The 24404-nt window shown below is 35.2% G+C and carries 26 protein-coding genes and 3 pseudogenes; 28 read left to right on the forward strand and 1 reads right to left on the reverse strand.

Annotation, left to right across the window (positions count from 1 at the left end):
- Positions 1 to 102 precede the first annotated feature (102 nt).
- Together SPB_RS11670 and SPB_RS11675 are read left to right on the forward strand one after the other, a co-directional pair.
- Positions 103 to 742 (forward strand): annotated as a pseudogene (locus SPB_RS11670) (cell division protein FtsK); the annotation flags it as partial.
- 287 nt (positions 743 to 1029) lie between these two features.
- Positions 1030 to 2511 (forward strand): annotated as a pseudogene (locus tag SPB_RS11675) (DNA translocase FtsK); the annotation flags it as partial.
- Positions 2512 to 2538: 27 nt separating this feature from the next.
- On the opposite strand, the gene SPB_RS00150 reads toward SPB_RS11675, so the two are convergent.
- Complete coding sequence (locus tag SPB_RS00150) at positions 2539 to 2889, reverse strand: DUF3397 domain-containing protein (RefSeq protein WP_003103771.1); 351 nt, start codon at positions 2887 to 2889, stop codon at positions 2539 to 2541.
- 181 nt (positions 2890 to 3070) lie between these two features.
- On the opposite strand from SPB_RS00150, the gene SPB_RS00155 reads away from it, so the two are divergent.
- The 26 genes and pseudogenes from SPB_RS00155 to secG all read left to right on the forward strand — a co-directional run bounded on the left by SPB_RS00155 (position 3071) and on the right by secG (position 24324).
- Entirely contained in the window at positions 3071 to 4171 is a 1101-nt protein-coding gene (locus tag SPB_RS00155) for a baeRF6 domain-containing protein (RefSeq protein WP_003104364.1), read from the forward strand.
- Positions 4172 to 4416: 245 nt separating this feature from the next.
- Positions 4417 to 4842: a 50S ribosomal protein L11 gene (rplK, locus tag SPB_RS00160; protein ID WP_003105508.1), complete on the forward strand. Its 426-nt coding sequence runs from the start codon at positions 4417 to 4419 to the stop codon at positions 4840 to 4842.
- A gap of 105 nt (positions 4843 to 4947) precedes the next feature.
- Entirely contained in the window at positions 4948 to 5637 is a 690-nt protein-coding gene (rplA, locus tag SPB_RS00165; protein ID WP_003103240.1) for a 50S ribosomal protein L1, read from the forward strand.
- A 148-nt stretch (positions 5638 to 5785) separates the two neighbouring features.
- Positions 5786 to 6514: a UMP kinase gene (gene pyrH, locus SPB_RS00170; protein ID WP_003104318.1), complete on the forward strand. Its 729-nt coding sequence runs from the start codon at positions 5786 to 5788 to the stop codon at positions 6512 to 6514.
- A 33-nt stretch (positions 6515 to 6547) separates the two neighbouring features.
- The gene (gene frr / locus SPB_RS00175; RefSeq protein ID WP_003104966.1) at positions 6548 to 7105 is read left to right on the forward strand and encodes a ribosome recycling factor; all 558 of its coding nucleotides are present in this window, start codon (positions 6548 to 6550) and stop codon (positions 7103 to 7105) included.
- Between the two features lie 83 nt (positions 7106 to 7188).
- The gene (locus SPB_RS00180; protein ID WP_003102620.1) at positions 7189 to 8043 is read left to right on the forward strand and encodes a CvfB family protein; all 855 of its coding nucleotides are present in this window, start codon (positions 7189 to 7191) and stop codon (positions 8041 to 8043) included.
- A gap of 68 nt (positions 8044 to 8111) precedes the next feature.
- Positions 8112 to 8633 carry a peptide-methionine (S)-S-oxide reductase MsrA gene (gene msrA / locus SPB_RS00185; protein WP_003103153.1) on the forward strand — a complete coding sequence of 174 codons (522 nt, stop codon included), beginning with the start codon at positions 8112 to 8114 and terminating at the stop codon, positions 8631 to 8633.
- A 20-nt stretch (positions 8634 to 8653) separates the two neighbouring features.
- Entirely contained in the window at positions 8654 to 8869 is a 216-nt protein-coding gene (locus SPB_RS00190) for a YozE family protein (protein ID WP_003105877.1), read from the forward strand.
- 152 nt (positions 8870 to 9021) lie between these two features.
- Positions 9022 to 10746: pseudogene (locus tag SPB_RS11300) on the forward strand (oleate hydratase).
- 118 nt (positions 10747 to 10864) lie between these two features.
- Complete coding sequence (locus tag SPB_RS00210) at positions 10865 to 11920, forward strand: PhoH family protein (RefSeq protein ID WP_003105528.1); 1056 nt, start codon at positions 10865 to 10867, stop codon at positions 11918 to 11920.
- 58 nt (positions 11921 to 11978) lie between these two features.
- Complete coding sequence (locus SPB_RS00215) at positions 11979 to 12554, forward strand: uracil-DNA glycosylase family protein (protein ID WP_003104764.1); 576 nt, start codon at positions 11979 to 11981, stop codon at positions 12552 to 12554.
- A gap of 172 nt (positions 12555 to 12726) precedes the next feature.
- Positions 12727 to 13224, forward strand: a complete 498-nt coding sequence (gene ybeY / locus SPB_RS00220) for an rRNA maturation RNase YbeY (RefSeq protein ID WP_037619747.1) — start codon at positions 12727 to 12729, stop codon at positions 13222 to 13224.
- A complete protein-coding gene (locus SPB_RS00225) occupies positions 13205 to 13612 on the forward strand; it encodes a diacylglycerol kinase family protein (protein ID WP_003105517.1) in 408 nt (135 codons plus the stop codon). Before ybeY ends, SPB_RS00225 begins: the two co-directional genes overlap by 20 nt.
- A gap of 13 nt (positions 13613 to 13625) precedes the next feature.
- Complete coding sequence (gene era, locus SPB_RS00230) at positions 13626 to 14525, forward strand: GTPase Era (protein ID WP_003104993.1); 900 nt, start codon at positions 13626 to 13628, stop codon at positions 14523 to 14525.
- Positions 14526 to 14713: 188 nt separating this feature from the next.
- Positions 14714 to 15190 carry an NUDIX hydrolase gene (locus tag SPB_RS00235; RefSeq protein ID WP_003102785.1) on the forward strand — a complete coding sequence of 159 codons (477 nt, stop codon included), beginning with the start codon at positions 14714 to 14716 and terminating at the stop codon, positions 15188 to 15190.
- A 144-nt stretch (positions 15191 to 15334) separates the two neighbouring features.
- On the forward strand, positions 15335 to 15724 hold the full coding sequence (locus SPB_RS00240; protein WP_003102865.1) for a hypothetical protein: 390 nt from the start codon (positions 15335 to 15337) through the stop codon (positions 15722 to 15724).
- Positions 15725 to 15781: 57 nt separating this feature from the next.
- Positions 15782 to 16573 carry a hypothetical protein gene (locus SPB_RS00245; protein ID WP_003105869.1) on the forward strand — a complete coding sequence of 264 codons (792 nt, stop codon included), beginning with the start codon at positions 15782 to 15784 and terminating at the stop codon, positions 16571 to 16573.
- Positions 16574 to 17175: 602 nt separating this feature from the next.
- Positions 17176 to 17808, forward strand: a complete 633-nt coding sequence (locus SPB_RS00255; protein ID WP_003104274.1) for an ATP-binding cassette domain-containing protein — start codon at positions 17176 to 17178, stop codon at positions 17806 to 17808.
- A gap of 450 nt (positions 17809 to 18258) precedes the next feature.
- On the forward strand, positions 18259 to 18546 hold the full coding sequence (locus tag SPB_RS00260; protein WP_003102847.1) for a bacteriocin immunity family protein: 288 nt from the start codon (positions 18259 to 18261) through the stop codon (positions 18544 to 18546).
- Positions 18547 to 18901: 355 nt separating this feature from the next.
- Complete coding sequence (gene mutM, locus SPB_RS00265) at positions 18902 to 19726, forward strand: DNA-formamidopyrimidine glycosylase (protein ID WP_003105438.1); 825 nt, start codon at positions 18902 to 18904, stop codon at positions 19724 to 19726.
- Positions 19719 to 20309 carry a dephospho-CoA kinase gene (gene coaE, locus SPB_RS00270; RefSeq protein WP_003105911.1) on the forward strand — a complete coding sequence of 197 codons (591 nt, stop codon included), beginning with the start codon at positions 19719 to 19721 and terminating at the stop codon, positions 20307 to 20309. Before mutM ends, coaE begins: the two co-directional genes overlap by 8 nt.
- 7 nt (positions 20310 to 20316) lie before the next feature.
- Complete coding sequence (gene yczE / locus SPB_RS00275) at positions 20317 to 20973, forward strand: membrane protein YczE (protein ID WP_003103741.1); 657 nt, start codon at positions 20317 to 20319, stop codon at positions 20971 to 20973.
- Positions 20974 to 21093: 120 nt separating this feature from the next.
- Positions 21094 to 22596, forward strand: a complete 1503-nt coding sequence (locus SPB_RS00280; RefSeq protein ID WP_037621275.1) for a helicase HerA-like domain-containing protein — start codon at positions 21094 to 21096, stop codon at positions 22594 to 22596.
- A gap of 85 nt (positions 22597 to 22681) precedes the next feature.
- The gene (locus SPB_RS00285; RefSeq protein ID WP_080558355.1) at positions 22682 to 23899 is read left to right on the forward strand and encodes a multidrug efflux MFS transporter; all 1218 of its coding nucleotides are present in this window, start codon (positions 22682 to 22684) and stop codon (positions 23897 to 23899) included.
- Complete coding sequence (gene rpmG, locus SPB_RS10940; protein WP_013793719.1) at positions 23896 to 24042, forward strand: 50S ribosomal protein L33; 147 nt, start codon at positions 23896 to 23898, stop codon at positions 24040 to 24042. Before SPB_RS00285 ends, rpmG begins: the two co-directional genes overlap by 4 nt.
- A 45-nt stretch (positions 24043 to 24087) precedes the next feature.
- Positions 24088 to 24324: a preprotein translocase subunit SecG gene (secG, locus tag SPB_RS00290; protein ID WP_003106129.1), complete on the forward strand. Its 237-nt coding sequence runs from the start codon at positions 24088 to 24090 to the stop codon at positions 24322 to 24324.
- The last annotated feature ends 80 nt before the right edge of the window (positions 24325 to 24404 follow it).

Consider the following 24404-nt stretch of genomic DNA (forward strand, 5'->3'; position numbering starts at 1 on the left):
AAGTAGTTGCAAGAAAATACAATTAAGGGTATCAGTATATTCTCAAAATTAATTGAATCTTGTTCGTATTTCATAATTATTGAAAAATGGTATAATGATTTTATGACTAAACGAAATACACAAAGAAAAGGCGCAAAACCTAAGCGTCTAACCAAAGCAGAAATCGAAAAACAACGAGCCATTAAACGGATGATATTCTCCGTTTTAACTGGACTTGTCTTAATTTTTGCTGCTATTAGATTAGGAATTTTTGGTGTTACAGCTTATAATGTTATCCGTTTTATGGTAGGTAGCTTAGCTTATCTCTTTATTGGTGCACTTTTTATTTACTTATTTTTTTTCAAATGGTTACAAAAGCAAGAGGGCTTAATTGCTGGTTTTGTCATTCTTTTTTTGGGACTTTTAATTGAATGGCATGCTTACCTCTTCACATTTAGTCTTATGAAGGGCAAAGAAATTTTTTCAGAAACAGCCCGGTTAATTATGAGCGACCTCTTACAGTTTAAAGTTCATTCTTTCCTAGGTGGAGGTATGATTGGAGCCCTTCTATACAAACCAGTTTCCTTTTTATTTTCTAATATTGGCTCATTTTTCATTGGTGGCTTGGTTATCCTTTTAGGGCTCTTTTTGATGACTCCTTGGGACGTTTATGACATCAGCAATTTTGTGAAGTTACAAATGCAAAACTTACTTGAAAAGCATCATGCAGCTAAAGAGCTCCGCTATATCAAAAAAGAAGAAGAAAAAGCGAGAGCTGAAGAATTTCGTTTGCAAGAGGAGGCTTTACTTGAGAATAATCCAAATCAAAGAGCTGTAGATATAGAGACTGGTGAAATTCTAGATGGTCAGATGGCTGGAATGATGGATCCATTGGCGGTCGAGCAAATGCCACTGGCTGAGCCAGAGATAATTGCTTATGAGTCGCATCCAGAAGATTTGGGTGTAATTGAAATGGATCAATTTGATGAGCAAGATTCGATGTTAGAATCTTATCCCATTCCTGAAGCTACTGATCAAATGACCATTGATGATGAGCTATTTGACGATGAGCCAGTCGAAGTTGACTTTACTCCGAAAGCTAATTTACTTTATAAATTACCAACAATTGACCTGTTTGCACCTGATAAACCAAAAAATCAGTCTAAAGAAAAGAATTTGGTTCGCAAAAACATCACTGTTTTAGAAGAAACTTTCAAAAGTTTTGGAATTGATGTGAAAGTGGAACGTGCTGAAATTGGACCATCTGTAACAAAATATGAAATTAAACCAGCAGTCGGTGTTCGGGTTAACCGTATTTCAAACTTAGCGGATGACTTGGCTTTAGCTTTAGCTGCTAAAGATGTCCGTATTGAAGCTCCTATTCCAGGGAAATCTTTAGTCGGAATTGAAGTACCTAATTCAGAAATTGCCACAGTTTCCTTCCGTGAGCTTTGGGAACAATCTAATACTAGTGATGATAAATTACTTGAAGTACCACTTGGTAAAGCTGTTAATGGTATGGCTCGCTCCTTTGACTTAACAAAAATGCCTCATCTTCTGGTAGCAGGGTCAACTGGATCTGGTAAATCTGTTGCTGTTAATGGGATTATTTCAAGTATTTTGATGAAAGCTCGACCTGATCAAGTAAAATTCTTAATGGTCGATCCAAAAATGGTTGAATTATCAGTTTATAATGATATTCCTCATCTATTAATTCCTGTTGTTACTAACCCCCGCAAAGCAAGTAAAGCTTTACAAAAGGTTGTTGATGAAATGGAAAATCGTTATGAACTCTTTAGTAAAGTTGGTGTCAGAAATATTGCTGGTTATAATGGAAAAGTTGAAGATTATAATGCACAATCTGAACAAAAGCAAATTCCCTTACCATTGATTGTGGTTATTGTTGATGAGTTGGCTGACTTAATGATGGTAGCAAGTAAAGAAGTTGAAGATGCTATTATTCGATTAGGACAAAAAGCTCGTGCTGCTGGTATTCACATGATATTAGCAACTCAAAGACCATCAGTTGACGTTATTTCTGGTTTAATTAAAGCTAACGTTCCTTCGCGTATTGCCTTTGCAGTTTCCTCTGGGACAGATAGTCGGACTATTCTTGATGAGAATGGTGCAGAAAAACTTTTAGGTCGAGGAGACATGCTCTTTAAACCAATTGATGAGAACCATCCGGTTCGTCTTCAGGGTTCATTTATTTCAGATGATGATGTTGAACGAATTGTTGGCTTCATCAAAGATCAAGCTGAAGCAGATTATGATGATGCCTTTGATCCTGGAGAAGTGACAGAAATTGACATGGGTAATGGCTCATCTGGTGATTCCAATGAGGGCGATCCGTTATTTGAAGATGCAAAAGCATTAGTCCTTGAAACCCAAAAAGCTTCGGCTTCTATGATTCAACGACGTTTGTCAGTTGGATTTAACCGAGCAACCCGTTTGATGGATGAATTAGAAGAAGCAGGCGTTATTGGACCTGCAGAAGGAACTAAACCAAGAAAAGTTCTGCAAACAAATTAAAAACCTTGAGTTATGCTCAAGGTTTTTTTAGATGATAAAGACTGCAATAACTAGTAAAAAATAAGTAAAAAAAGTGACTAAAAAACCAATACGCCAAAAAAGTTTAATAAATCTTGGATAGGTGAACCTTTGAACTTTAATTACTAATACTAAGCAAATGACGATAGATAAAATAGCCATCAAAATTAAGTAGTAGGGAAGGAAGGTGTGAGTGAAAAATTTTCCTGAAACTAAAGCAATCTCCAGAATAAATAATAATAGAGCTAAATCAGGAAATTTTAATCCATACCGTCCTAATTTAAAGGTAGAAACGATAATGTATGAAAAAATTGGTGTTAAAAAAATGAAGGCTAAGGCCACTAATTTATATGTTATCATAAAATAATTTTATACTCTTTCGTTGTGATTGTAAACTATTTCTTCCATCTTAAAATATGATAGCAAGATAATGATGACCACTCGAAATAAAAAATGTAAGGTCACTTATGTTTTTTGTTAGGAAAAAGATGTTTCATATGTTACGATTATTATATAACAAAAATAAGTAAAGGAGAAATATATGGAACAGTTAAATCAATTTCCGCATCCTGACTTACTCGTTGAGGATCGCCAGTTTATTACAATTACTATAGATTTAGATCCCTTATCTGCTTATTCTGAAAAGGATAGTCTTATTTTAGACAATTATCTGAAAGAAGCCAGTCAATTAACTGACAAATTGGAAAAAGAATGGCAAAAACAAGTTGCAGAGGTAAAAAATAATGCTCGAACTATTCTAACAGGCAGTGGGAGTCTAGTTCTATACATTACTAAAGATAATTCTTTTTACTATCAAATTGATAACCCAGTAGTTAACGGAATTGTTTTAGGTCCTGCGCCTTATCTTAAACCATTGATTGAGCAATTCCAATTTGCATATGAATTCCATTTACTTGTCTTAAATCAAGAACAAGCTCGTTTGTTTAAACTTGGAATGAGCTCACTGAAAGAAATCAAAGATAAACCATGGCCAATAAGTTTAACGCAAGCTTTAGGTGAGGAAATCGTTGGTGGTGAATTAAACCACAGTAGCTTTGGTGGCCAAGGTGGAAATGGACAACACAGTTTCCATGGACATAATGATACAAGTAGTGAAAAAGAAATTGACCGTAATAATTTCTTCCGCTTTGTGGATAAATCTTTAATTGATTATTTTGGTCAAGAAGAAAATAATCAGACTATCTTATATGCACTTCCAGAAAATCAGGCTGCTTACCGTGCTATTAATAAATATAAGGGATTAATGGATTTCGGCATTGAACAATCAGCAGCCAAAATTTCTGATGAAGATATTGCAAAACAAGGTCAAGCATTTATAACTGACTTAAACACAAATAATTATTCTGATCTTGTCAATCGTTTTAATGAAACAAGCCCAAAAAATAAAGTAGATAATGACTTAGCAGAAATCAAAACGTTAGCATTTGAAAACCGAATCGCTGAGTTATTGATTGTAAAAGATGACCAAGGGAACTATTTGGTGGTCGGAAATGATAATGATAAAGCTATTGACCTACGACTTATTGTGGTAGAAGTGCTAAAATCTTCAGGAAAAATTTATGTCATTACTGAGGATGAAGCTGCAGAAGGCTTGACAATTAGTGCACGCACTCGTTATTAAGTCCGATATTTTGAAGCATTAATCAGGCCAATCTTTAGAGTATACCAAGTCTAAGCTTAGACTTGGTATACTCCTTTTTTTATGTAAGTAATAATAAATTTCGTAAACAATTTTTTATATTATTCCGTGTAAATGTCTTGATTTTTTTCTCAAAGTAGGTATAATAGTAAGGTATGCTATAAGCATATCTGTGGGAGGTAAAAATCTTAGTTACCGCCAAAACCACAACAGGAGGATTTTTAAAAATGGCTAAAAAAGTCGAAAAACTTGTAAAACTTCAAATCCCTGCTGGTAAAGCTACACCAGCTCCACCAGTTGGACCAGCTCTTGGTCAAGCAGGTATTAACATCATGGGATTCACTAAAGAATTTAATGCTCGTACAGCTGACCAAGCTGGCATGATCATCCCAGTTGTTATCTCAGTTTATGAAGATAAATCATTTGATTTCATCACTAAAACACCACCAGCTGCTATTCTTTTGAAAAAAGCTGCAGGTGTTGAAAAAGGATCAGGTACACCTAACTCAACTAAAGTTGCAACAGTAACTCGTGCACAAGTACAAGAAATTGCTGAAACTAAGATGCCAGATTTAAACGCTGCAAACATCGAGTCTGCAATGCGTATGATCGAAGGTACTGCTCGTTCTATGGGATTCACAATCGCTGAATAATCAGTAACTGTCCCTATTACCCGCACGACTTCATCATAATTTGATGAGTGACGTGGGAGATTTTAAATCAAATCGATATGACCACATTACAAGGAGAATTTTAAAATGGCTAAAAAAAGCAAACAAATGCGTGCAGCACTTGAAAAAGTTGACAGCACAAAAGCATACAGCGTAGAAGAAGCTGTAGCATTAATTAAAGAAACTAACTTCGCTAAATTTGATGCATCTGTAGAAGTTGCATACAACTTGAACATTGATGTTCGTAAAGCTGACCAACAAATCCGTGGTGCAATGGTATTGCCAAACGGAACTGGTAAAACTCAACGTGTACTTGTTTTTGCACGTGGTGCCAAAGCTGAAGAAGCAAAAGCTGCTGGAGCAGACTTCGTTGGTGAAGATGACCTAGTTGCTAAAATCAATGGTGGATGGCTTGATTTTGATGTTGTTATTGCAACACCAGATATGATGGCTATCGTTGGACGTCTTGGACGTGTCCTTGGACCTCGTAACTTGATGCCAAACCCTAAAACTGGTACTGTAACTATGGATGTTACTAAAGCAGTTGAAGAATCAAAAGGTGGTAAAATTACTTACCGTGCTGACAAAGCTGGTAACGTACAAGCTATCATCGGTAAAGTATCATTTGACGCTGATAAATTAGTTGAAAACTTTAAAGCATTTAACGATATTATGGTTAAATCTAAACCATCAACAGCTAAAGGTACTTACATGACAAATCTTGCTATCACATCTACTCAAGGTGTTGGTATCAAAGTTGACCCATCAACAATGTAATAAAACAAGCTATCTTCGGATAGCTTTTTTTAGTCTAGTAAATTTAGAAATTTAGTCAAGTAATTTTGTTATATCGGACTGAGATTGAACTGTCAAAAACTAAATAATTATGGTAGAATAGTAAGGACAAAATAAGGAGATAAGTAAATTGGAACCAAAATATCAACGTATTTTAATAAAGCTTTCAGGGGAAGCTCTTGCAGGTGATAAAGGTGTTGGAATTGATATCTCAACTGTTCAACTTATTGCTAAAGAAATTGCAGAAGTTCATTCATCAGGAGTCGAAATTGCTTTAGTTATTGGCGGAGGTAACCTCTGGAGAGGTGAGCCTGCAGCAGAAGCGGGAATGGATCGCGTTCAAGCAGACTACACAGGTATGTTAGGAACAGTAATGAATGCCTTAGTTATGGCAGATAGTTTACAACATTTTGGTGTTGATACTCGTGTTCAAACTGCTATTCCAATGCAAAATGTTGCGGAGCCTTATATTAGAGGCCGTGCACTTAGACACTTGGAAAAAGGGCGCATTGTAGTATTTGGTGCTGGAATAGGTTCACCATATTTCTCAACAGATACGACAGCAGCTCTTCGTGCAGCTGAAATAGAAGCGGATGCAATTCTAATGGCCAAAAATGGTGTTGATGGGGTTTATAATGCTGACCCAAGAAAAGATGCTAATGCCGTTAAATTTGATGAATTGACCCATGGTGAAGTTATCAAACGTGGCTTAAAAATTATGGATGCAACAGCATCAACATTATCAATGGATAATGATATTGATTTAGTTGTCTTTAATATGAATGAAGCAGGAAATATTAAACGTGTTGTCTTTGGTGAACATATAGGTACAACAGTTTCAAATAAATCAGCAGAATAAGAAGAGTTTAGAAATATATAAGGAGTTTTAAAAATGGCAAACGCTATAATTGAGAAAGCAAATGAACGCTTTCAACAATCACATCAATCATTATCTCGTGAATATGCAAGTATCCGTGCAGGTCGTGCTAATGCAAGTCTTTTAGACCGTATCCAAGTTGAGTATTATGGAGCACCTACACCATTAAATCAACTAGCATCAATTACTGTTCCAGAAGCACGAGTTTTAATGATATCACCATTTGATAAATCATCAATCAAAGATATTGAGCGTGCAATTAATGCATCAGATTTAGGAATTACACCTGCTAATGATGGTTCTATCATTCGTCTTGTTATCCCTGCTTTAACTGAAGAAACACGTAAAGAGTTAGCTAAAGAAGTGAAAAAAGTCGGTGAAAGTTCAAAAATTGCTATCCGTAATATCCGTCGTGATGCAATGGATGATGCTAAGAAACAAGAAAAAGCTAAAGAAATAACTGAAGATGAATTGAAATCATTAGAAAAAGATATTCAAAAAGCAACAGATGATGCTATCAAGCACATTGATCAAATGACAGCTAATAAAGAAAAAGAACTATTAGAAGTCTAAGTTTAAATAAAGATATGGAGGTAGGTAACAATTTCAGAAGCAGTTGTTTTTGACTTGTGCCTACTTTTTTAAAGGTATAAATTATGAATGAATTATTAGCAACACAAATTACGGGCTTGGTAAGAGAAGAAAATGATAACTCTTATTTCATCCAAAAAGATGGCTTTATCTTCTCTTTGTCAAAAGAAGAGGGTGAACATCAGATTGGGGAAATGGTAACTGGGTTTGCATACACAGATATGAAACAAAAACTTCGCTTAACTACTAAAGATATCCAATCTCGTAAGGATTCATATGGATGGGGTGAAGTAACTGATGTCCGCCGTGACCTAGGAGTCTTTGTCGATACAGGTATTCCCAATAAAGAAATTGCTGTTTCCTTAGACCTTTTGCCAGACATGAAAGAATTGTGGCCTAAAAAAGGGGATAAGCTCTACATTACGGTGACCGTTGATAACAAAGATCGTCTCTGGGGTGTCCCTGCTCAACCAGAAGTCTTCCAAGAAATGGCAGATCCAGCCTTCGATAATATGCAAAATCAAAGTTGGCCAGCTATTGTCTACAGACTAAAACTTTCTGGAACATTTGTTTACTTACCAGAAAACAATATGTTAGGTTTTATCCACCCAAATGAACGTTATTCTGAACCACGGTTAGGTCAGGTATTAGATACACGTGTTATTGGCTTTAGAGAAGTTGACCGCACGCTAAATTTATCAGTTAAACCACGCTCATTTGAAATGTTAGAAAATGATGCTCAAATGATTGTTACTTACTTGGAATCAAATGGTGGATTTATGACATTAAATGATAAATCAGCACCTGAAGATATTCAAGCTACTTTTGGTATTTCCAAAGGTCAGTTTAAAAAAGCTCTTGGTGGTTTGATGAAAGCAAAACGAATCAAACAAGATGCAACAGGAACAGAACTAATTTAAGAAAAAAGCTTTGCCTCTGGCAAGCTTTTTTGTTACAATGAGAACAATAAAATTTGAGGAAGTAAACTATGGAAGAAAAATTAGAGCGTGCCATCTTCGCAGGCGGATGCTTTTGGTGTATGGTTGAACCTTTTGAAGAGATGTCTGGTATAAAATCAGTAATCAGTGGGTACACTGGAGGGCACATGCCTAATCCAACTTATGAAGATGTCTGTCAGGGACAGACTGGACATACAGAAGCAGTTGAAGTTATTTTCGATGACAATCAAATCAGCTACCCAGACCTACTAGATATATATTGGGCTCAAACTGATCCGACTGATGCTATGGGCCAGTTCCAAGACCGAGGAGATAATTATCGGCCCGTCATTTTTTATACGTCAGAGACGCAAAAGGAAATGGCAGAGCAATCTAAGGAAAAACTAGCTCAATCAGGACGTTTTGATCAGCCTATCGTAACGACAATTGAAAAGGCCCAACCTTTTTACCCAGCCGAGGAATACCATCAGGCCTTTTACAGAAAGAATCCAGGACGCTATGCTTTAAGTGCCCAGATTCGACATGACTTTTTAGAAGAAAATTGGAATTAGGACAATAAGGAGAGAATTGTTTGAGAAAATCATTTTATACCTGGTTAATGACCCAGAGAAATCCTAAATCAAATGCACCAGTAGCTATTTTAGCGGACTTAGCTTTTGAGGATACGACATTTCCAAAGCACACAGATGATTTTGATTTGATTAGTCGTTATTTAGAAGATCAAGCAACTTTCACCTTTAATTTAGGTCAATTTGATAGTATTTGGGATGACTATCTAGCGCATTAAAATACACTTTTTATTAGAAGTGTATTTTTTTTTCGGACATTTTTTCAAAATAGTCTAAAATAATTCCATTTTTTATTAACATCTCTTATTTTAATAAGAGTAATGTGTAGGTAATTAAAGCAATATGATTATTCTCGAGAATAGGACTACGGATGTATTATAGTAGTGGTAATTTTGAAGCATTTGCACGACCACGAAAACCTGAGGGTGTTGATGATAAATCAGCTTATTTTGTTGATTCAGGCCTTGTTGGACTTGTAGCAACTGAGATGGTCAAATGGCTGGCAAACAGATTCATATTTTAGAAGAACTGCCTTAGGATGGTGGTTCTTTTGATGGAATTGATTAGTCTGATATTGGTTTTGTGACCCGTGGAGGGCGTGGAATGGAAAACTATATTGAATGTATGTGGGATATGAATTGTTCGATTCCGTCATTAAAATTCCAGGGGCTTCCTATCTGGATGAATTCTACTGGTTAGATATAGATAATCCAAATTCATCAACAAGGGACTCGACTCTCTGATGATATATGTATACCTTGGAAAACACTCCAAAGAGATTGTAAGAATGATAATGAAAACTGAAGAATCCCTTGGCAATCAAACAATCGACGGATTTTTTGACAGTAATTTCTGGGCTTATTGGGCTACTATGTTTGCCAATGAGAAATGGCATTCAGTTGCGTATATGCGTCGCTATGCAATGCGTTTTATCTACCACAATGATGGACTACCAGACTTCACGGCCTTGAAATTTAATAAATATAACCAATATGACTCAATGGTTAAACCAATCATTGCCTATCTAGAGGATCATGGTGTGGATGTCAATTTGATACTGCAGTTCGCAATATCAAAATGGATATAAAAGGTAATAAAAAGTTGCCAAGAAATTACTATTAACGGTTTCAGGAGAAAGTAAATCTCTAGATTTGGCAGAAAATGATTTGGTCTTAGTGACAAATGGCTCAATTACTGAAAGTACAAGTTATGGTAGCCATGATCAAATTGCTAAATCTAATAAAAATCTAGGTGGATCATGGGATTTCTGGGAGAATCTAGCTGCTCAATCTGATGATTTTGGTCATCCCAAAGTTTTCTATAAAGATTTACCAGCTGAATCATGGTTTGTTTCTGCGAGAGCTACGATATCAAATTTATTAGTAGAGCCATACATCGAACACCTTACCAAACGAAGCATGCATAACGGTAAAGTCAATATTGTTAGGATTATCACTGTTGTTGATTCTAACTGGCTCATGAGCTTTGCCATTCACCGCTAGCCACACTTCAAGAAACAAAAAGAAAACAAAACAACTGTTTGGCTTTATGCCCTTTATTCTAAAAAAGAGGGTGACTACGTTTATAAAAAGATTGAAGATTGTACCGGTCAGGAAATCACAAAGGAATGACTTTATCATTTAGGAGTTCCAGTTGATTGGATTGCTGAGCTAGCGTAAAAAGAATCGATTAATACCGTGCCAGTTTATGTGCCTTATATTGCAAGTTACTTCATGCCGCGTCTTGAAAATGATCGGCCAAAAGTTATCCCAAATGGGTCTGTAAACTAAGCTTTTATTGGTAACTTTGCAGAGTCTCCATCACTTGTCACCGTCTTTACCACTGAATATTCAATTCGGACAGTCATGGAAGCAGTTTAGATGTTCTTGAATGTTGAACGAGGCATTCTGAAGTCTTTAATTCTATCTGCGACATCCGATCCGAGAACTCCTAAAATCACTTTATTACCTAGGAGATAAGAAACCATTGACCGACCAAGATTTACCAATAGTAAAATTAATTGAAAAAATCAGTCGTAAAAAAAATCAAAGATACTTTTGTTGAAGACTTATTAAAAGAAGCACATTTGATATAAGCTAAAAAAGTTAAGGATTTCCTTGCCTTTTTAACTTAGATTATAGGGGTAAATTTGACAAGTATCTCTAATAATCTGATATAATAAAGTTACATATATGAAGAAAAGGAAGTCTAATTTGCAAGAATATTCTACTGAAATCACCCTTAATCATCCGGATGATTTATTAGCGCTGTTTGGATCTAATGAGCGTCATTTAAAACGGATTGAAGATTACTTTAACGTCATCATTCATGCACGCACGGAACGTGTTCAGATTGTTGCAGATAGTCAAGCTAATTTAGACCTTGCCCAGATAACTATACAAGCCCTGATGGTTCTTGTTGGTCGTGGTATGCTTATTAACACTTCTGATGTAGTAACAGCAATGTCGATGGCTGAGAATGCGACGATTGATAAGTTTGTAGCCCTCTATGAAGAAGAAATTATTAAAGATAACAATGGTAAGCCGATTCGGGTTAAAACCTTAGGACAAAAAGTCTATGTTGATAGTGTCAAAAAACATGATGTCGTCTTTGGAATAGGTCCTGCAGGTACTGGTAAAACCTTCCTTGCCGTGACTCTTGCTGTAACAGCACTTAAAAGAGGACAAGTGAAACGGATTATTTTAACCAGACCGGCTGTTGAAGCTGGTGAAAGCTTAGGTTTCTTACCTGGTGACTTAAAAGAAAAGGTTGATCCCTATTTAAGACCTGTCTATGATGCTCTCTACCAAATTCTTGGCAAAGAGCAAACAAGTCGCCTAATGGAAAGAGAAACCATTGAGATTGCCCCCTTAGCTTACATGCGTGGTCGTACCTTGGATGATGCCTTTGTCATACTTGATGAAGCGCAAAATACAACCATCATGCAGATGAAAATGTTCTTAACACGTCTTGGATTTAACTCTAAGATGATTGTTAATGGCGACATTAGTCAGATTGATTTGCCTCGAAATGTTAAGTCAGGTTTGATAGATGCCAGTCAAAAGTTAGGTCATATTAAAGCCATCGATTTTGTTCATTTCACTGCTAAAGATGTCGTTCGTCACCCAGTTGTTGCCGATATCATTAAGGCTTATGAAACTGATCGCGCAGGCGATTCACCAAAAGAAGAAGAAAAAATAGAGAAGAAGTCCGGTCTTACCTCTTATGATGTAATTGGACAAGTAGCCTCAGATAAAGATGAAAAGTAAAGGTTTGGCCCATCGAAACAGGACTGTTTTAAGCCGGCCTTTTTTGCTAGGAGGATCTATGGATAAAATTTTTAAAGAAATTATGGATGATGAGGAGAATAAAACCTATACAGACAAGGGGATTGAGCCTTTATATGCAGCTCCCAAAACAGCCAAAATTGTCATTGTCGGACAGGCTCCAGGAATCATTGCTCAAGAAACGAAAATTTACTGGAATGACCGAAGTGGTATTCGTCTCCGTGAGTGGTTGGATGTTGATAATGACACCTTTTATAACTCCGGTCTTTTCGGTATTATTCCTATGGATTTCTATTATCCGGGTAAGGGCAAGTCGGGCGATCTTCCTCCGCGGAATGGCTTCGCTGATAAGTGGCATCAAAAAATCCTAAAAACTATGCCAAATGTGGAATTAATCATTTTAGTTGGGCAGTATGCTCAAAAACATTATTTAGGTAAAGAATCCAAGAAAACACTGACAGAAACAGTTAGGTCATTTGAGGAATACCTACCAAACTATTTTCCTCTGGTTCATCCGTCACCTCGTAATCAAATTTGGATGAAGAAGAACTCTTGGTTTCAAGATCAGGTTATTCCGACATTACAAAAACGAGTAGCTGAAATTCTTAAAAACTAGGAAAAACAGTCTTTGAAATCGTTTTAATTCGTCGAACTGATGGAGAAGACACAAAAAAATTGGCTTCTATGATATAATAATATAATTAGTAGAATTAAAAGCTATTGAAAGGGTAAGGATTTTCTTTATTCATATTTATATGAAAGTAGTGGAAAACCTTGATAACAAAGATATGTATATTGAGATGATTGATGAAACCGGCCAAGTTTCTCAAGAGATTATGAAGCAAACAAAAGATTTGCTTAACTTTGCAGCAACCAAAACTGGAAAAGACCAAAAAGAAATGTCAGTCACTTTTGTGACAAATGAGCGAAGTCATGAATTGAATTTAGAATATCGTGATACAGATCGTCCGACTGATGTCATTTCACTTGAATACAAACCTGAAATACCGATTCTTTTTGATCAAGGTGATATGGAAGCTGACCCAGATTTAGCAGAAATGATGGCAGAATTTGATGCTTATATTGGCGAATTATTTATTTCAATTGATAAAGCTAAGGAACAAGCCGAAGAATATGGACATTCATTTGAACGAGAAATGGGCTTTTTAGCTGTTCATGGCTTCTTACATATCAATGGTTATGATCATTACACCCCTGCAGAAGAAAAAGAAATGTTTACATTACAGGAAGAGATATTGACTGCTTATGGCCTCACACGACAATAAATCCCAGCGAAAATGGAAAAACAGAACAGTAACATCCAGTCTGGAATTTGCCTTCACAGGTATCTTAACGGCACTGAGTGAAGAAAGAAACCTGAAAAGTCATCTTGTATCAGCTTTCTTAGCAATCGTTGCTGGACTAATTTTTAATATTTCTGCGACAGAGTGGTTATTTTTAACCCTATCTATTTTTTTAGTAATCGCATTTGAAATTGTCAATTCAGCAATTGAAAACGTTGTAGATTTGGCAAGTGACTATCACTTTTATATGTTAGCCAAAAAAGCTAAAGATATGGCTGCTGGAGCAGTTCTCGTTATTTCAATATATGCTGTCATTAGTGGCTTAATTATTTTTCTTCCAAAAATCTGGCATTTAATTTTTGGAAACTAGACAAAGGAGAAACATGGCTTTTAAATCAGGCTTCGTGGCGATTTTAGGTCGTCCAAATGTTGGTAAATCAACATTCTTAAATTATGTAATGGGGCAAAAAATTGCCATCATGAGTGATAAAGCTCAAACTACTCGTAACAAAATTATGGGTATCTATACAACTGAAACAGAACAAATCGTTTTCATTGATACACCTGGGATTCATAAACCTAAAACAGCCTTAGGTGACTTTATGGTTGAATCAGCTTATAGTACCCTTCGTGAAGTTGAAACAGTTATCTTCATGGTTCCTGCTGACGAAAAACGTGGTAAAGGTGATGATATGATAATTGAGCGCCTTAAAACTGCAAAAATCCCTGTTATCTTAGTTATCAACAAAATTGATAAGGTTCATCCTGATCAACTCCTTGAACAAATTGATGACTTCAGAAATCAAATGGACTTTAAAGAAGTCGTTCCAATCTCAGCTTTACAAGGTAATAATGTTAACCCATTGATGGAAATTCTCAAGGATAATTTGGAAGAAGGCTTTCAATATTTCCCAGAAGACCAAATTACAGACCACCCAGAACGCTTCTTAGTGTCAGAAATGATTCGTGAAAAAGTCTTACACTTAACACAACAAGAAATTCCTCACTCAGTTGCAGTCGTGATAGAATCAATGAAACGTGATGAAGAAACTGACAAAGTTCACATCCGTGCGACAATCATGGTTGAACGTGATAGCCAAAAAGGAATCATCATAGGTAAACAAGGAGCAATGCTGAAAAAAATCGGTAAAATGGCTAGACGAGACATCGAAGTCATGTTAGGTGATAAAGTTTACTTAGAAACATGGGTCAAAGTTAAAAAGAATTGGCGCGACAAAAAACTAGACCTCGCCGACTTTGGATATAACCAGAAAGAGTACTAAAACAGTCTGGGAATAGACTGTTTTAGGTCCGAGCTCAGAAACAGGAAAGCGAGGGAGGAAAGGTCCGGGGGATGTTTTTAAACCGAGCCTAAACTTTGTTTTGTCCTACTCAGACCAAAAATTCAAAATAAAATAAAAAATTGAAAAGCTGAGTAAATACTCGGTTTTTCTGCATTAAGGAGATAAAAATGAAAGAAGATTATATTTCATATATCCGTTCAAAAGTCGGTCATGGTAAGATCATTTTAAATTTTGCAGGTGGCATAATGACTGATAATCAAAACCGTGTACTCTTACAATTACGAGCTGATAAAGAAACATGGGCGATACCAGGTGGGACAGTAGAACTTGGAGAAAGTACTCTCGATACCTGTCTTCGGGAGTTTTATGAAGAAACAGGTATTGAAGTCAGTGCAAAACGCTTCCTCAATCTCTATAGTAACTTTGATGAATCTTATCCAAATGGTGATCAGGTGCAAACCATAGTTGCCATGTATGAAGTTGAAGCTATCAATGAGTTTACCATAGTAAACTTTCATAATGAGGAAACCAAGCGTCTTCAATTCTTTTCAGAGAAGGAAATTCAAGCCCTTGGGTCAGTTTCTAAAAAGCACCGCTTAATGCTAAATGAATTTTTTACTAACAGCTTTGCAATAGGACACTAAAAGAACTGGCAACAGTTCTTTTTTCGTGTCATCCATGACATTCTAAAAATAAAAATAAAATGATAAAATATGTAACACTTAGACTAACGAAGCTGTTTTACGAATAAATAAATAGGAATAATGAAACAATAGAAATGAGGTTTTATGAAAAAATGTCAAATTAGTATGTTGGTTTTAATAATTAGTTTATTTACATCTTCAATTAGCGTATTTGCAGGGGCTAGACAGATTGAACAATTATCGAATTTTCGAATTACGCCATCCTATACAGCGACAGGTTATTTGCAGAAAATGAATGATAGTTATTATGTTGTCAATTTGGATGCCAAAAATCCACAAATTAAGGTCAAACATTATTTAGCAAAATCTAATGGTGCTAAAAGAAGTGATATTGATATGATTTGGACAGGTCAAAGGGGTATTTATACTAATGATGCTAAGAGAAATCACATCTACAACTTAAATCTAGCAAGAGAAAATTTTTGGGATGGTGGCTTCTTCATCGATGGTAGTTGGTCGCCAGATTCTAAATAATAAATCCTAGCTTAAAATAAATTTTGTTTGTTATTCCCGTTATTTAAAGGAGAGGAAATGATTCCATTAAAAATTATACCTTATAAAAAATGGTACCTTTTTGCTGTCTTAATTTTTTTATTGTCAATATATCACCAAGCGATTATTCATGTTTTATTCTTCGATGCTCAGGCTAGTGATTTAGAAGGATTAAACGGGGAAGTCATCAAGTTTAAATATCTAAAAGGCTTAATTTCCTTAAATAATAGTCTCTTCGAGTTTAATTTTTTTCAAGCATTTTTTATTCCGCTATTTATTATGTTTTTAGGATATATTTATTATTATTTAAAGAATAGATATTGTCGCTATTACTTAGGACGAACCAACTTATATTACAAGACTATCAAAAAGCTTAAACTGCAATTATCGGCAATATATATATTTACTTTTATTATATTATTAGTAATTATCATTATTACTGCAATTCTAGTTGGTAGATTTGAATTTGATGGATTAGAATTTTGTTTTAGTTCCAACTCAATTTTTAATTATTTTTCAACTAGCCTATGGCATTACGTGCAATATTATGTTCTAGTTAAATCGGTTGCCATTTGGACTGAGACCACTTTATTTTTTTATCTGATCGATTATTTTAATCATTTTTCAAAGTCTGCTTTTGCTTATATTTTATACCTTTGGGGAACAGCGCCGATTTTATATTGTTTCTTGCCTTTTTATCTGGTGCCGATGACTCATATTATGATTACTTCTTATGGGGATATTTCCTTATGGCAAATTCTAGCATCAAACTTATCATCTTTTGCTTTTCTTATTATCTTGAAAGTAAGACATTTACATGAAATTATCTAAAATATTATACAACATATCTAAGTTAATCCTTTCCTGGACAATATGTTTTATTTTACTGACATATTACAATGAATTCAATATTTTAGACCTTAAGGAGCTTGTTACTAATCAATTAATTAGTCCATTTCCCTCGGAAAATGAGCAGCAGTTAAGTTTTATTAAATTGATTATGATTCTTGGTTTTTCATTTGTTAGTTTCTTATCGACTTATAAAATGATGGCTGAAATATCTGTGGACATGAAAATGATGATTAAAAGTCATTGTAAAAATGAAAGATGTTATCAGATTTCAATAATGAAAATAATTATTAACATTTTCGTTAAAGAATTTTTGTGGCAAGCATTATTTATCTTATATTTTTTATCTATAAAATACCAGAGTATAGTGGTGGTAGTTGATGTCCTTTGCCTTTTATTTGTTTGGTTTTTAGTAGATTCTATAACTTATTTTTTAATCACATATTTCTGTTCTGATAGTGTACTTACCATTGTTTTAATCAGTATTGAAATAATTTTTAGAATCTTTTTCATAAATCATATTACTTATCTTTTGATGATTTTTTGCTTATTTTATTGTTTCGTTGCTATTAGGAGGTTAAAATGTGTTAGAAATAAAAAATGGATACATAACTAAAAATAGGAGAATATTATTAAATCAGATTAATTTAAAGTTTTTAAACCAGCATATTTATGGCTTAGTGGGAATAAACGGTTCCGGTAAAACCATGATTTTACGAACTTTGGCTGGCTTTTCTAAATTGACTAAAGGTAATGTTCTCCAAGAGGGTCAAATCATTGGGCTAGGTGATAAAACAATTACAAATGCTGGATTAGTACTTGGAGACCAAGAATTTATTTCTTTTTTAACTCTAGAAGAAAACTTAAGGTTAATAAAAAACATCTGTCGGAACAAAGAGAAAATTGATTTAAATTATTGGATAAACCTATATCATCTTTCAGATTTTAAGGATATTTTGTTTAAAAACTTATCCTTGGGAACAAAGAAAAAAATGGTTTTGATTCAAGCTTTTATGGATTATCCTGAGATATTACTATTAGACGAGCCAATGAATGGGCTGGATGAAAAAAGTGTTAATATTACCAAACAATTGATAATGAAACACAAACAAAATGGTCTTGTTATTATGACATCGCATTATAAAAATGATATTGAGGATTTATGCGATTATATTTTTCACGTTAAGGAAGGAACAATAGTATCAGAAAAGTATTAATTTAATGTAGAAGTCGAAAAAGTTAATAATGGAAGGAAAAATTTGTAATGTGATTATTTTTACATTCTTATGTAGATAGTTGTGTACATAACTCAACTTTCTTTTGTTAATCAACGATTATAATTAATTGAAAAAGTTGAACAAAATTTTATTGTAACAATCTCCCAAAAGTATTCATTATTGTGAGAGGAATAGGTTCATTTGGTGTAGTAAGGTAAACCTACATAAGTTAGATGAACGAAGAAAAATTTTTTTTGATAAAATTTAGAGTTAAACAACATTAACAACTCACAAACAATTTGGAATTTTTATTTCGATAGAACTTAAGGACCAGATAGAAAACTGGGCCTGAAATTCTTTTAGGAATAAAAGATAGTATAGTTAGAGTGAATAATAATTTAGAAATTATTATGTATATATGATAAAAATTTAGAAAAAATAGAGGTCGATATGAAATGGTTTGCAGGTGGTTCGGAGCGTTCTGTGAAAGCTTTAGAACTTATTCAAAATTTACAAAATTCAATTGAAGGTAAAAGTGAGCAGAAAGAAATAAGTCAGCTTTTTCAACGGTATCAGAGTGAATTAGAATCTAATGCGTCATCAGTACCTTTTATTCTGAGTCGTATGAATGTTGAACTATTTGAAGTGTTAACAAAACATAAAATCAATCTATCGAGTGAGCAATTGGAGTTGTTAAAAGAACTTCAGAAACTTTCTCAAATCAGATATGGGTATTAATGCTAGGAAATATTAAGTAAGATGAATATATATTTGCTTGCAATGCTTTATGCCACAATGATTGGAATTACATATCGCTTTTGTAATAAAAATACTTTCAAAGCTATTAACATCATCCTACTTGTAAATTTCTTGATAAAACTGTATCATTTTCTTTTGAACTAACCTAGAGATATGTTATAGCTATTGAAGCTTTGAAATCAAAAGAAATCTTAGAATCATGGTATAATAATCATACATTTATGTCGCTTATAAAAACATATTTTGCTTGTCTAAATATGATTGTTGAATGATTTCATAGAAAGGTTAGAGGTCACAAACTCGAAATGAAGTTTGCCCTTGAATGGTAAGATTGATGCCAGAATTGCCAGAAGTTGAAACTGTCCGTCGTGGTTTAGAGCAGCTGGTCCGTGGGAAAGTTATTAGTCAAGTTACTGTCAAAGTACCAAATATGGTTAAGTATGATTGTCTTGCTTTCGAACTTGCTTTAAAAGGTCAAACGATAGAAGCTGTTTCACGGCGAGGTAAATATTTAATATTTGATTTAGGCCAATTAGTAATGATTTCTCATCTACGGATGGAAGGTAAATACTTACTCTTTAATGATTTTGTTCCCGTAAATAAACATTTTCATGTCTTTTTTACTTTTACTGATGGGTCTACCTTAGTCTACCAAGATGTGCGGAAGTTTGGTACATTTAATTTAATTGAGAAAAGTCAATTGGACCGATTCTTCTTAGAGAAAAAGATTGGTCCGGAACCAACTAAAGCTGACTTTAAGCTAAAGCCTTTTGAAAGAGCTCTGCTATCCTCCCAAAAGATTATTAAACCATGGCTTTTGGATCAAAGTTTAGTAGCTGGACTAGGGAATATCTATGTCGATGAGGTTTTGTGGGCTGCTAAAGTGCATCCTATGAAGCTTAGTAATAGTCTTAAGAAGGCCGAAATTAAAAGAATTCATGATCAAGCAATTGCTATTTTAGCTTTAGGGGTTGAAATGGGTGGGTCGACCGTTCGTACCTACCAAAATACTTTAGGCATGAACGGGTCGATGCAGGATTATCTTATGGTTTATGGGCAAAAGGATAAACCATGTCCTAGGTGTGGAACAGCTATTCAGAAAATAAAAGTTGCAGGAAGAGGGACGCATTTCTGTCCACGGTGCCAAAAATATGACTAAGATTATCGGTTTAACAGGAGGGATTGCCTCAGGTAAGTCAACAGTTGTCAAGGAAATTAGACAAGCTGGCTATGAGGTTATCGATGCTGATCAGGTAGTTCATGAATTACAAAGAAAAGGTGGTCGACTTTATCAAGCTTTGCTGGATTTTTTTGGTCCCTCTATTTTACAAGAAGATGGTGAGATTGACCGGCCAAAATTGTCAAAAATGATTTTTTCTAGTCTGGAAAATAGAGATCATTCTTCTAGGTTGCAAAATCAGATTATTCAAGAAGAATTGATGTCTCGGAAAGAGGAACTTGAAGCCAAGAGAAAGCCCTTTTTTATGGACATTCCTTTACTTATTGAATTAGATATGAGACACTGGTTTAATGAGATTTGGTTAGTTTATGTTGATCAAGACACGCAAAAACAACGGCTAATGAATCGCAATCACTACAGTGAGCAAGAGGCGCGTGACCGAATTGCTTCACAAATGCCATTACAAGAAAAGTTGAAATTTGCTGATATAGTGATTGATAATAATGGAAGCTTGCAAGAATTGACTGATCAGATAGGACAAATTCTTAGTAAGTTAGATTAGGAGAATCATGACAAAATCAATTATACCGAGAACACCTTGGATGGGAAAAACTTATTGGAGCTTAGAACCGGTTTCGGTTTCCGTGCTAATTTTGGGTTTAGTCTTATTTGGTGTAGGAGAGTCCTGCCTAGTATTAGCTAATCTAGGGTCGGCGCCCTGGACAGTCCTATCACAAGGGGTAAGTCATCTTTCGGGAATTAATATTGGTTGGGTAACTTTCTTAGTCAGTTTGACAGTTCTTATCCTCTGGCTACCACTAAAAATTAAGCCGGGTTTGGGAACAATTCTTAATGTCATCATCATTGCTCTAGTTATTGGTTTGATTGTTTCAAATGTGACGCCTCCTACAAGTATCATTGCGAGAATCTTTTTAACCATTTTGGGGGTTGTTTTGGTCGGAATTGCTTCCGCGATTTATCTAACTAGTCATAAAGGAGCAGGTCCACGTGATGGCTTGCTGGTGGGGCTCTGTTTCTTAACAGGCTGGCGAGTGGGGCTAGTTCGTACTATGATAGAAGGAACAGTCTGCCTATTAGGTTGGTTCCTAGGTGGAAGTTTAGGGATTGGAACCTTGCTCTTTGCTTTCGGAGTTGGTTGGGTGATGCAATTTTGCTTAGCATTTTTAGAAAAGCTTTACGGTCCGCTTGAAGTTCACAAAAAATGATAGAATCAAAAGGAGTTGATTATCAAATCAGGTCTCTTTTGTGTTATAATTGGGATAATTAGAGACCAATAAATAAGAATAATTCATTTAGGAAATTTATAGATGGAGAAAGAGGATTATATGGGCACAGTTACAATTGCTAAAGGGACAAACCCCGTTGAATTACAATTAAATATGCTCAACCGTCATGGTTTGATTGCAGGAGCCACTGGTACGGGGAAAACAGTGACTTTAAAAGTGTTAGCAGAACAATTAAGTTTGTCAGGTATTCCTGTATTCTTAGCAGATATCAAAGGTGATCTTGTCAACTTGGCTAAACCTGGACATGTGACTGAAAAATTATCAGCCCGTCTAGACAAATTAAGTATTACAGACTACAGCCCACAATCATTTCCTGTGCGCCTCTGGGATGTTTTTGCAGAAAATGGTCAAGCTGTTAGAACAACAATTTCTGAAATGGGTCCATTAATGTTAGCCCGTCTCCTTAATTTAAATGATACTCAGACTGGGGTTTTGAACATTGTTTTTAAAATCGCAGATGAAAATGGTTGGCTATTAATTGATCTTAAAGACTTACAAGCTATTCTAAAAGAAGTAGCTGATCATGCTACTGATTATTCAGGTCAATATGGAAACATTGCGAAGCAGTCAGTTGGAGCTATTCAAAGGGACTTATTAACTTTGGAACAAGAAGGAGCAGAACTCTTCTTTGGAGAGCCGGCACTTGATATTACGGATTTTATGCAATTGGATACGGCAACCGGTTTGGGAGCAATTAACGTTTTAAATGCAACGAAACTCTTTAATTCTCCAACACTTTATACAACTTTTCTTCTGTGGATGTTATCTGAATTATATGAATCACTTCCAGAAGTGGGAGATCTTGAAAAACCAAAGATGGTCTTCTTCTTTGATGAAGCACATTTATTATTCAATGATGCACCAAAAGTCTTTTTAGATAAAGTTGAGCAGATTGTCCGCCTCATTCGCTCAAAAGGGGTAGGAATCTTCTTCATCACTCAAAATCCGCTAGACTTGCCTGAATCAGTTTTGGCACAGTTGGGGAATCGTATTCAACATGCCCTACGTGCTTACACACCAAAAGAGCAAAAAGCAGTTCGCGTTGCTGCGGATACTTTTAGACAGAATCCAGACATTGACGTTGCGACAGCTATTACGGAGCTTGAAGTCGGCGAAGCTCTTATTTCCGTTCTTAACGAAAAAGGACAACCATCAATCGTGGAGCGTGCTTATGTTATGCCTCCTAAGTCTTCTTTTGACCAAATGGCTCTCGCTGAAATTCAAGCTATCGTTCAATCATCGCCGTTTGCGAGTAAATATGACCAAGCTATTGACCGTGAATCAGCTTATGAATTATTAGCAAAAAAAGTTATTGGAGAAGAAGCGGCCACTAAAGCTGCACAGGAAGAAAAAGATAAAGCTTTTGCTGACAAAGAAGCGGCAAAAGAAGCTGAGCGTGTTCAAAGACAAGCTAATCGTTCTGCTGGCAGACCTCGTAAAACAGTTGTTGAGAAAGCAACAGATGCTTTCATTAGTACGGCAGTAAGAACAATTGGTCGCGAATTAGTTCGTGGTTTAATGGGCTCATTACGTAAACGCTAAAACGTTTACTGGGACTTTCAATTAAATCTTTCTTGAATTTATGTTATAATGTAGGATATCGATTTTGGAAAGAAGATGATGACTTATTGATCAACAAGCAATTTCAACTGTAAATTGGCAACAAAATTTAAAAGTAGCTTGGCTTGGTAACTTTTTTACTGGGGCAAGCTTTTCACTTGTCATGCCTTTTATGGCGCTCTATGTCGAGGATTTAGGAGCACCAAAAAATAAGGTAGAGTGGTACGCTGGCTTAGCCGTAGCCATTTCAGCTTTAGCTTCTGCGGTATTTGCTCCTGTCTGGGGTAGACTAGCAGATCGCTATGGGCGTAAACCAATGATGGTTAGGGCTAGTTTTGTGATGACCTTTACAATGGGGGGATTAGCCTTCATTCCCAATGTTCATTGGCTACTCTTTTTGAGACTTTTAAATGGTATTTTTGCTGGCTATGTGCCAAATTCTACAGCTTTAATTGCTAGTCAGGCACCGAATGACAAATCAGGTTATGCACTTGGAACTCTAGCAACAGGGGTTACGGCAGGTATGCTGATTGGTCCTTTAATTGGTGGAGTTCTAGCAGAGATGACTGGTATTAGAATGGTCTTCTTGCTTGTTGGACTCATCTTATTTGTCTCAACGATTATGACCGTCTTCTTTGTCAAAGAGGACTTCGAACCGGTAAATCGAGCTCAAGTAGTGCCAACCAAAATTATTATCAAGAGGGTTAAAAGTAAACAAATCATGCTTGGCCTTTTTGTCACTAGTATGATTATCCAGATATCTGCTCAATCGGTAGCTCCTATCTTATCCTTATATATCAGACATTTAGGACAAAAGGAGAACTTACTCTTTGTATCAGGTTTAATTGTCTCTTCAATGGGATTTTCCAGTTTAATGAGTAGTTCGACTCTGGGGAAAATTGGTGACCGAATAGGTAATCATCGATTATTACTAATGGCATTATTTTATAGTTTTGTCATGTATTTTTTCAGTGCATTAGCACAAACCAGTCTCCAATTAGGATTATTACGTTTTGCTTATGGTTTTGGTGTTGGTGCATTAATGCCAAGTATTAATTCATTATTGACAAGAATAACACCACGTGAAGGAATATCTCGGATATTCGCTTTCAATCAAATGTTTACAAATCTCGGCCAAGTTATTGGACCTTTCATTGGTTCTAATGTAGCAATTATTCTTGGCTATCGATCTGTATTTTATGTAACCAGTTTAATTGTCCTAATTAATTTTCTGTGGAGTTTAATTAATTTTAGGAAATATCTAAAAATTAAGGATATTGTGTGAGAATAAAGATAAATTTAAAATGTAGTGAGTGTGGCAGTAAGAATTACTTAACTAGTAAAAATAAGACCACACATCCTGATAAGATTAAGGTTCCTAAGTATTGTCCTAAAGAGAGAAAAGTAACCTTGCATGTTGAATCTTAAGGTTATTTGTGTTAAAATTATTTAGACAATAGTGGAGGAAAGAAGATGTACAACTTACTACTTACAGCATTGCTTGTCTTGTCAGTGATTCTTGTGATTGCCATTTTTATGCAACCGCAAAAAAATCCTAGCAGCAATGTATTTGACAACAGTGGTTCAGAAGCTTTGTTTGAAAGAACAAAAGCGCGTGGATTTGAAGCGTTTATGCAACGTTTTACAGCGGTTCTAGTATTTTTCTGGCTAGCAATTGCACTTGTGCTTGCTGTTTTATCAAGTAAATAAGATGTGAGCTTGACAGAGTTAGTCTAGCTCATTTTTTATTAGAAAAATGTACAGCTTATTACAGGAATAGAAATTAGGTA

This window comes from Streptococcus parauberis NCFD 2020 (genome assembly GCF_000187935.1).
Lineage (GTDB): Bacteria > Bacillota > Bacilli > Lactobacillales > Streptococcaceae > Streptococcus > Streptococcus parauberis.

Bases quoted from the DNA above. Each gene is read 5' to 3' on its own strand.
- SPB_RS00150 (WP_003103771.1), bottom strand. From the start codon at position 2,889: ATGATAACATATAAATTAGTGGCCTTAGCCTTCATTTTTTTAACACCA.
- SPB_RS00155 (WP_003104364.1), top strand. From the start codon at position 3,071: ATGGAACAGTTAAATCAATTTCCGCATCCTGACTTACTCGTTGAGGAT.
- rplK (WP_003105508.1), top strand. From the start codon at position 4,417: ATGGCTAAAAAAGTCGAAAAACTTGTAAAACTTCAAATCCCTGCTGGT.
- rplA (WP_003103240.1), top strand. From the start codon at position 4,948: ATGGCTAAAAAAAGCAAACAAATGCGTGCAGCACTTGAAAAAGTTGAC.
- frr (WP_003104966.1), top strand. From the start codon at position 6,548: ATGGCAAACGCTATAATTGAGAAAGCAAATGAACGCTTTCAACAATCA.
- SPB_RS00180 (WP_003102620.1), top strand. From the start codon at position 7,189: ATGAATGAATTATTAGCAACACAAATTACGGGCTTGGTAAGAGAAGAA.
- msrA (WP_003103153.1), top strand. From the start codon at position 8,112: ATGGAAGAAAAATTAGAGCGTGCCATCTTCGCAGGCGGATGCTTTTGG.
- SPB_RS00215 (WP_003104764.1), top strand. From the start codon at position 11,979: ATGGATAAAATTTTTAAAGAAATTATGGATGATGAGGAGAATAAAACC.
- ybeY (WP_037619747.1), top strand. From the start codon at position 12,727: ATGTATATTGAGATGATTGATGAAACCGGCCAAGTTTCTCAAGAGATT.
- SPB_RS00225 (WP_003105517.1), top strand. From the start codon at position 13,205: ATGGCCTCACACGACAATAAATCCCAGCGAAAATGGAAAAACAGAACA.
- era (WP_003104993.1), top strand. From the start codon at position 13,626: ATGGCTTTTAAATCAGGCTTCGTGGCGATTTTAGGTCGTCCAAATGTT.
- SPB_RS00235 (WP_003102785.1), top strand. From the start codon at position 14,714: ATGAAAGAAGATTATATTTCATATATCCGTTCAAAAGTCGGTCATGGT.
- SPB_RS00240 (WP_003102865.1), top strand. From the start codon at position 15,335: ATGAAAAAATGTCAAATTAGTATGTTGGTTTTAATAATTAGTTTATTT.
- SPB_RS00245 (WP_003105869.1), top strand. From the start codon at position 15,782: ATGATTCCATTAAAAATTATACCTTATAAAAAATGGTACCTTTTTGCT.
- SPB_RS00260 (WP_003102847.1), top strand. From the start codon at position 18,259: ATGAAATGGTTTGCAGGTGGTTCGGAGCGTTCTGTGAAAGCTTTAGAA.
- mutM (WP_003105438.1), top strand. From the start codon at position 18,902: ATGCCAGAATTGCCAGAAGTTGAAACTGTCCGTCGTGGTTTAGAGCAG.
- coaE (WP_003105911.1), top strand. From the start codon at position 19,719: ATGACTAAGATTATCGGTTTAACAGGAGGGATTGCCTCAGGTAAGTCA.
- yczE (WP_003103741.1), top strand. From the start codon at position 20,317: ATGACAAAATCAATTATACCGAGAACACCTTGGATGGGAAAAACTTAT.
- SPB_RS00280 (WP_037621275.1), top strand. From the start codon at position 21,094: ATGGGCACAGTTACAATTGCTAAAGGGACAAACCCCGTTGAATTACAA.
- secG (WP_003106129.1), top strand. From the start codon at position 24,088: ATGTACAACTTACTACTTACAGCATTGCTTGTCTTGTCAGTGATTCTT.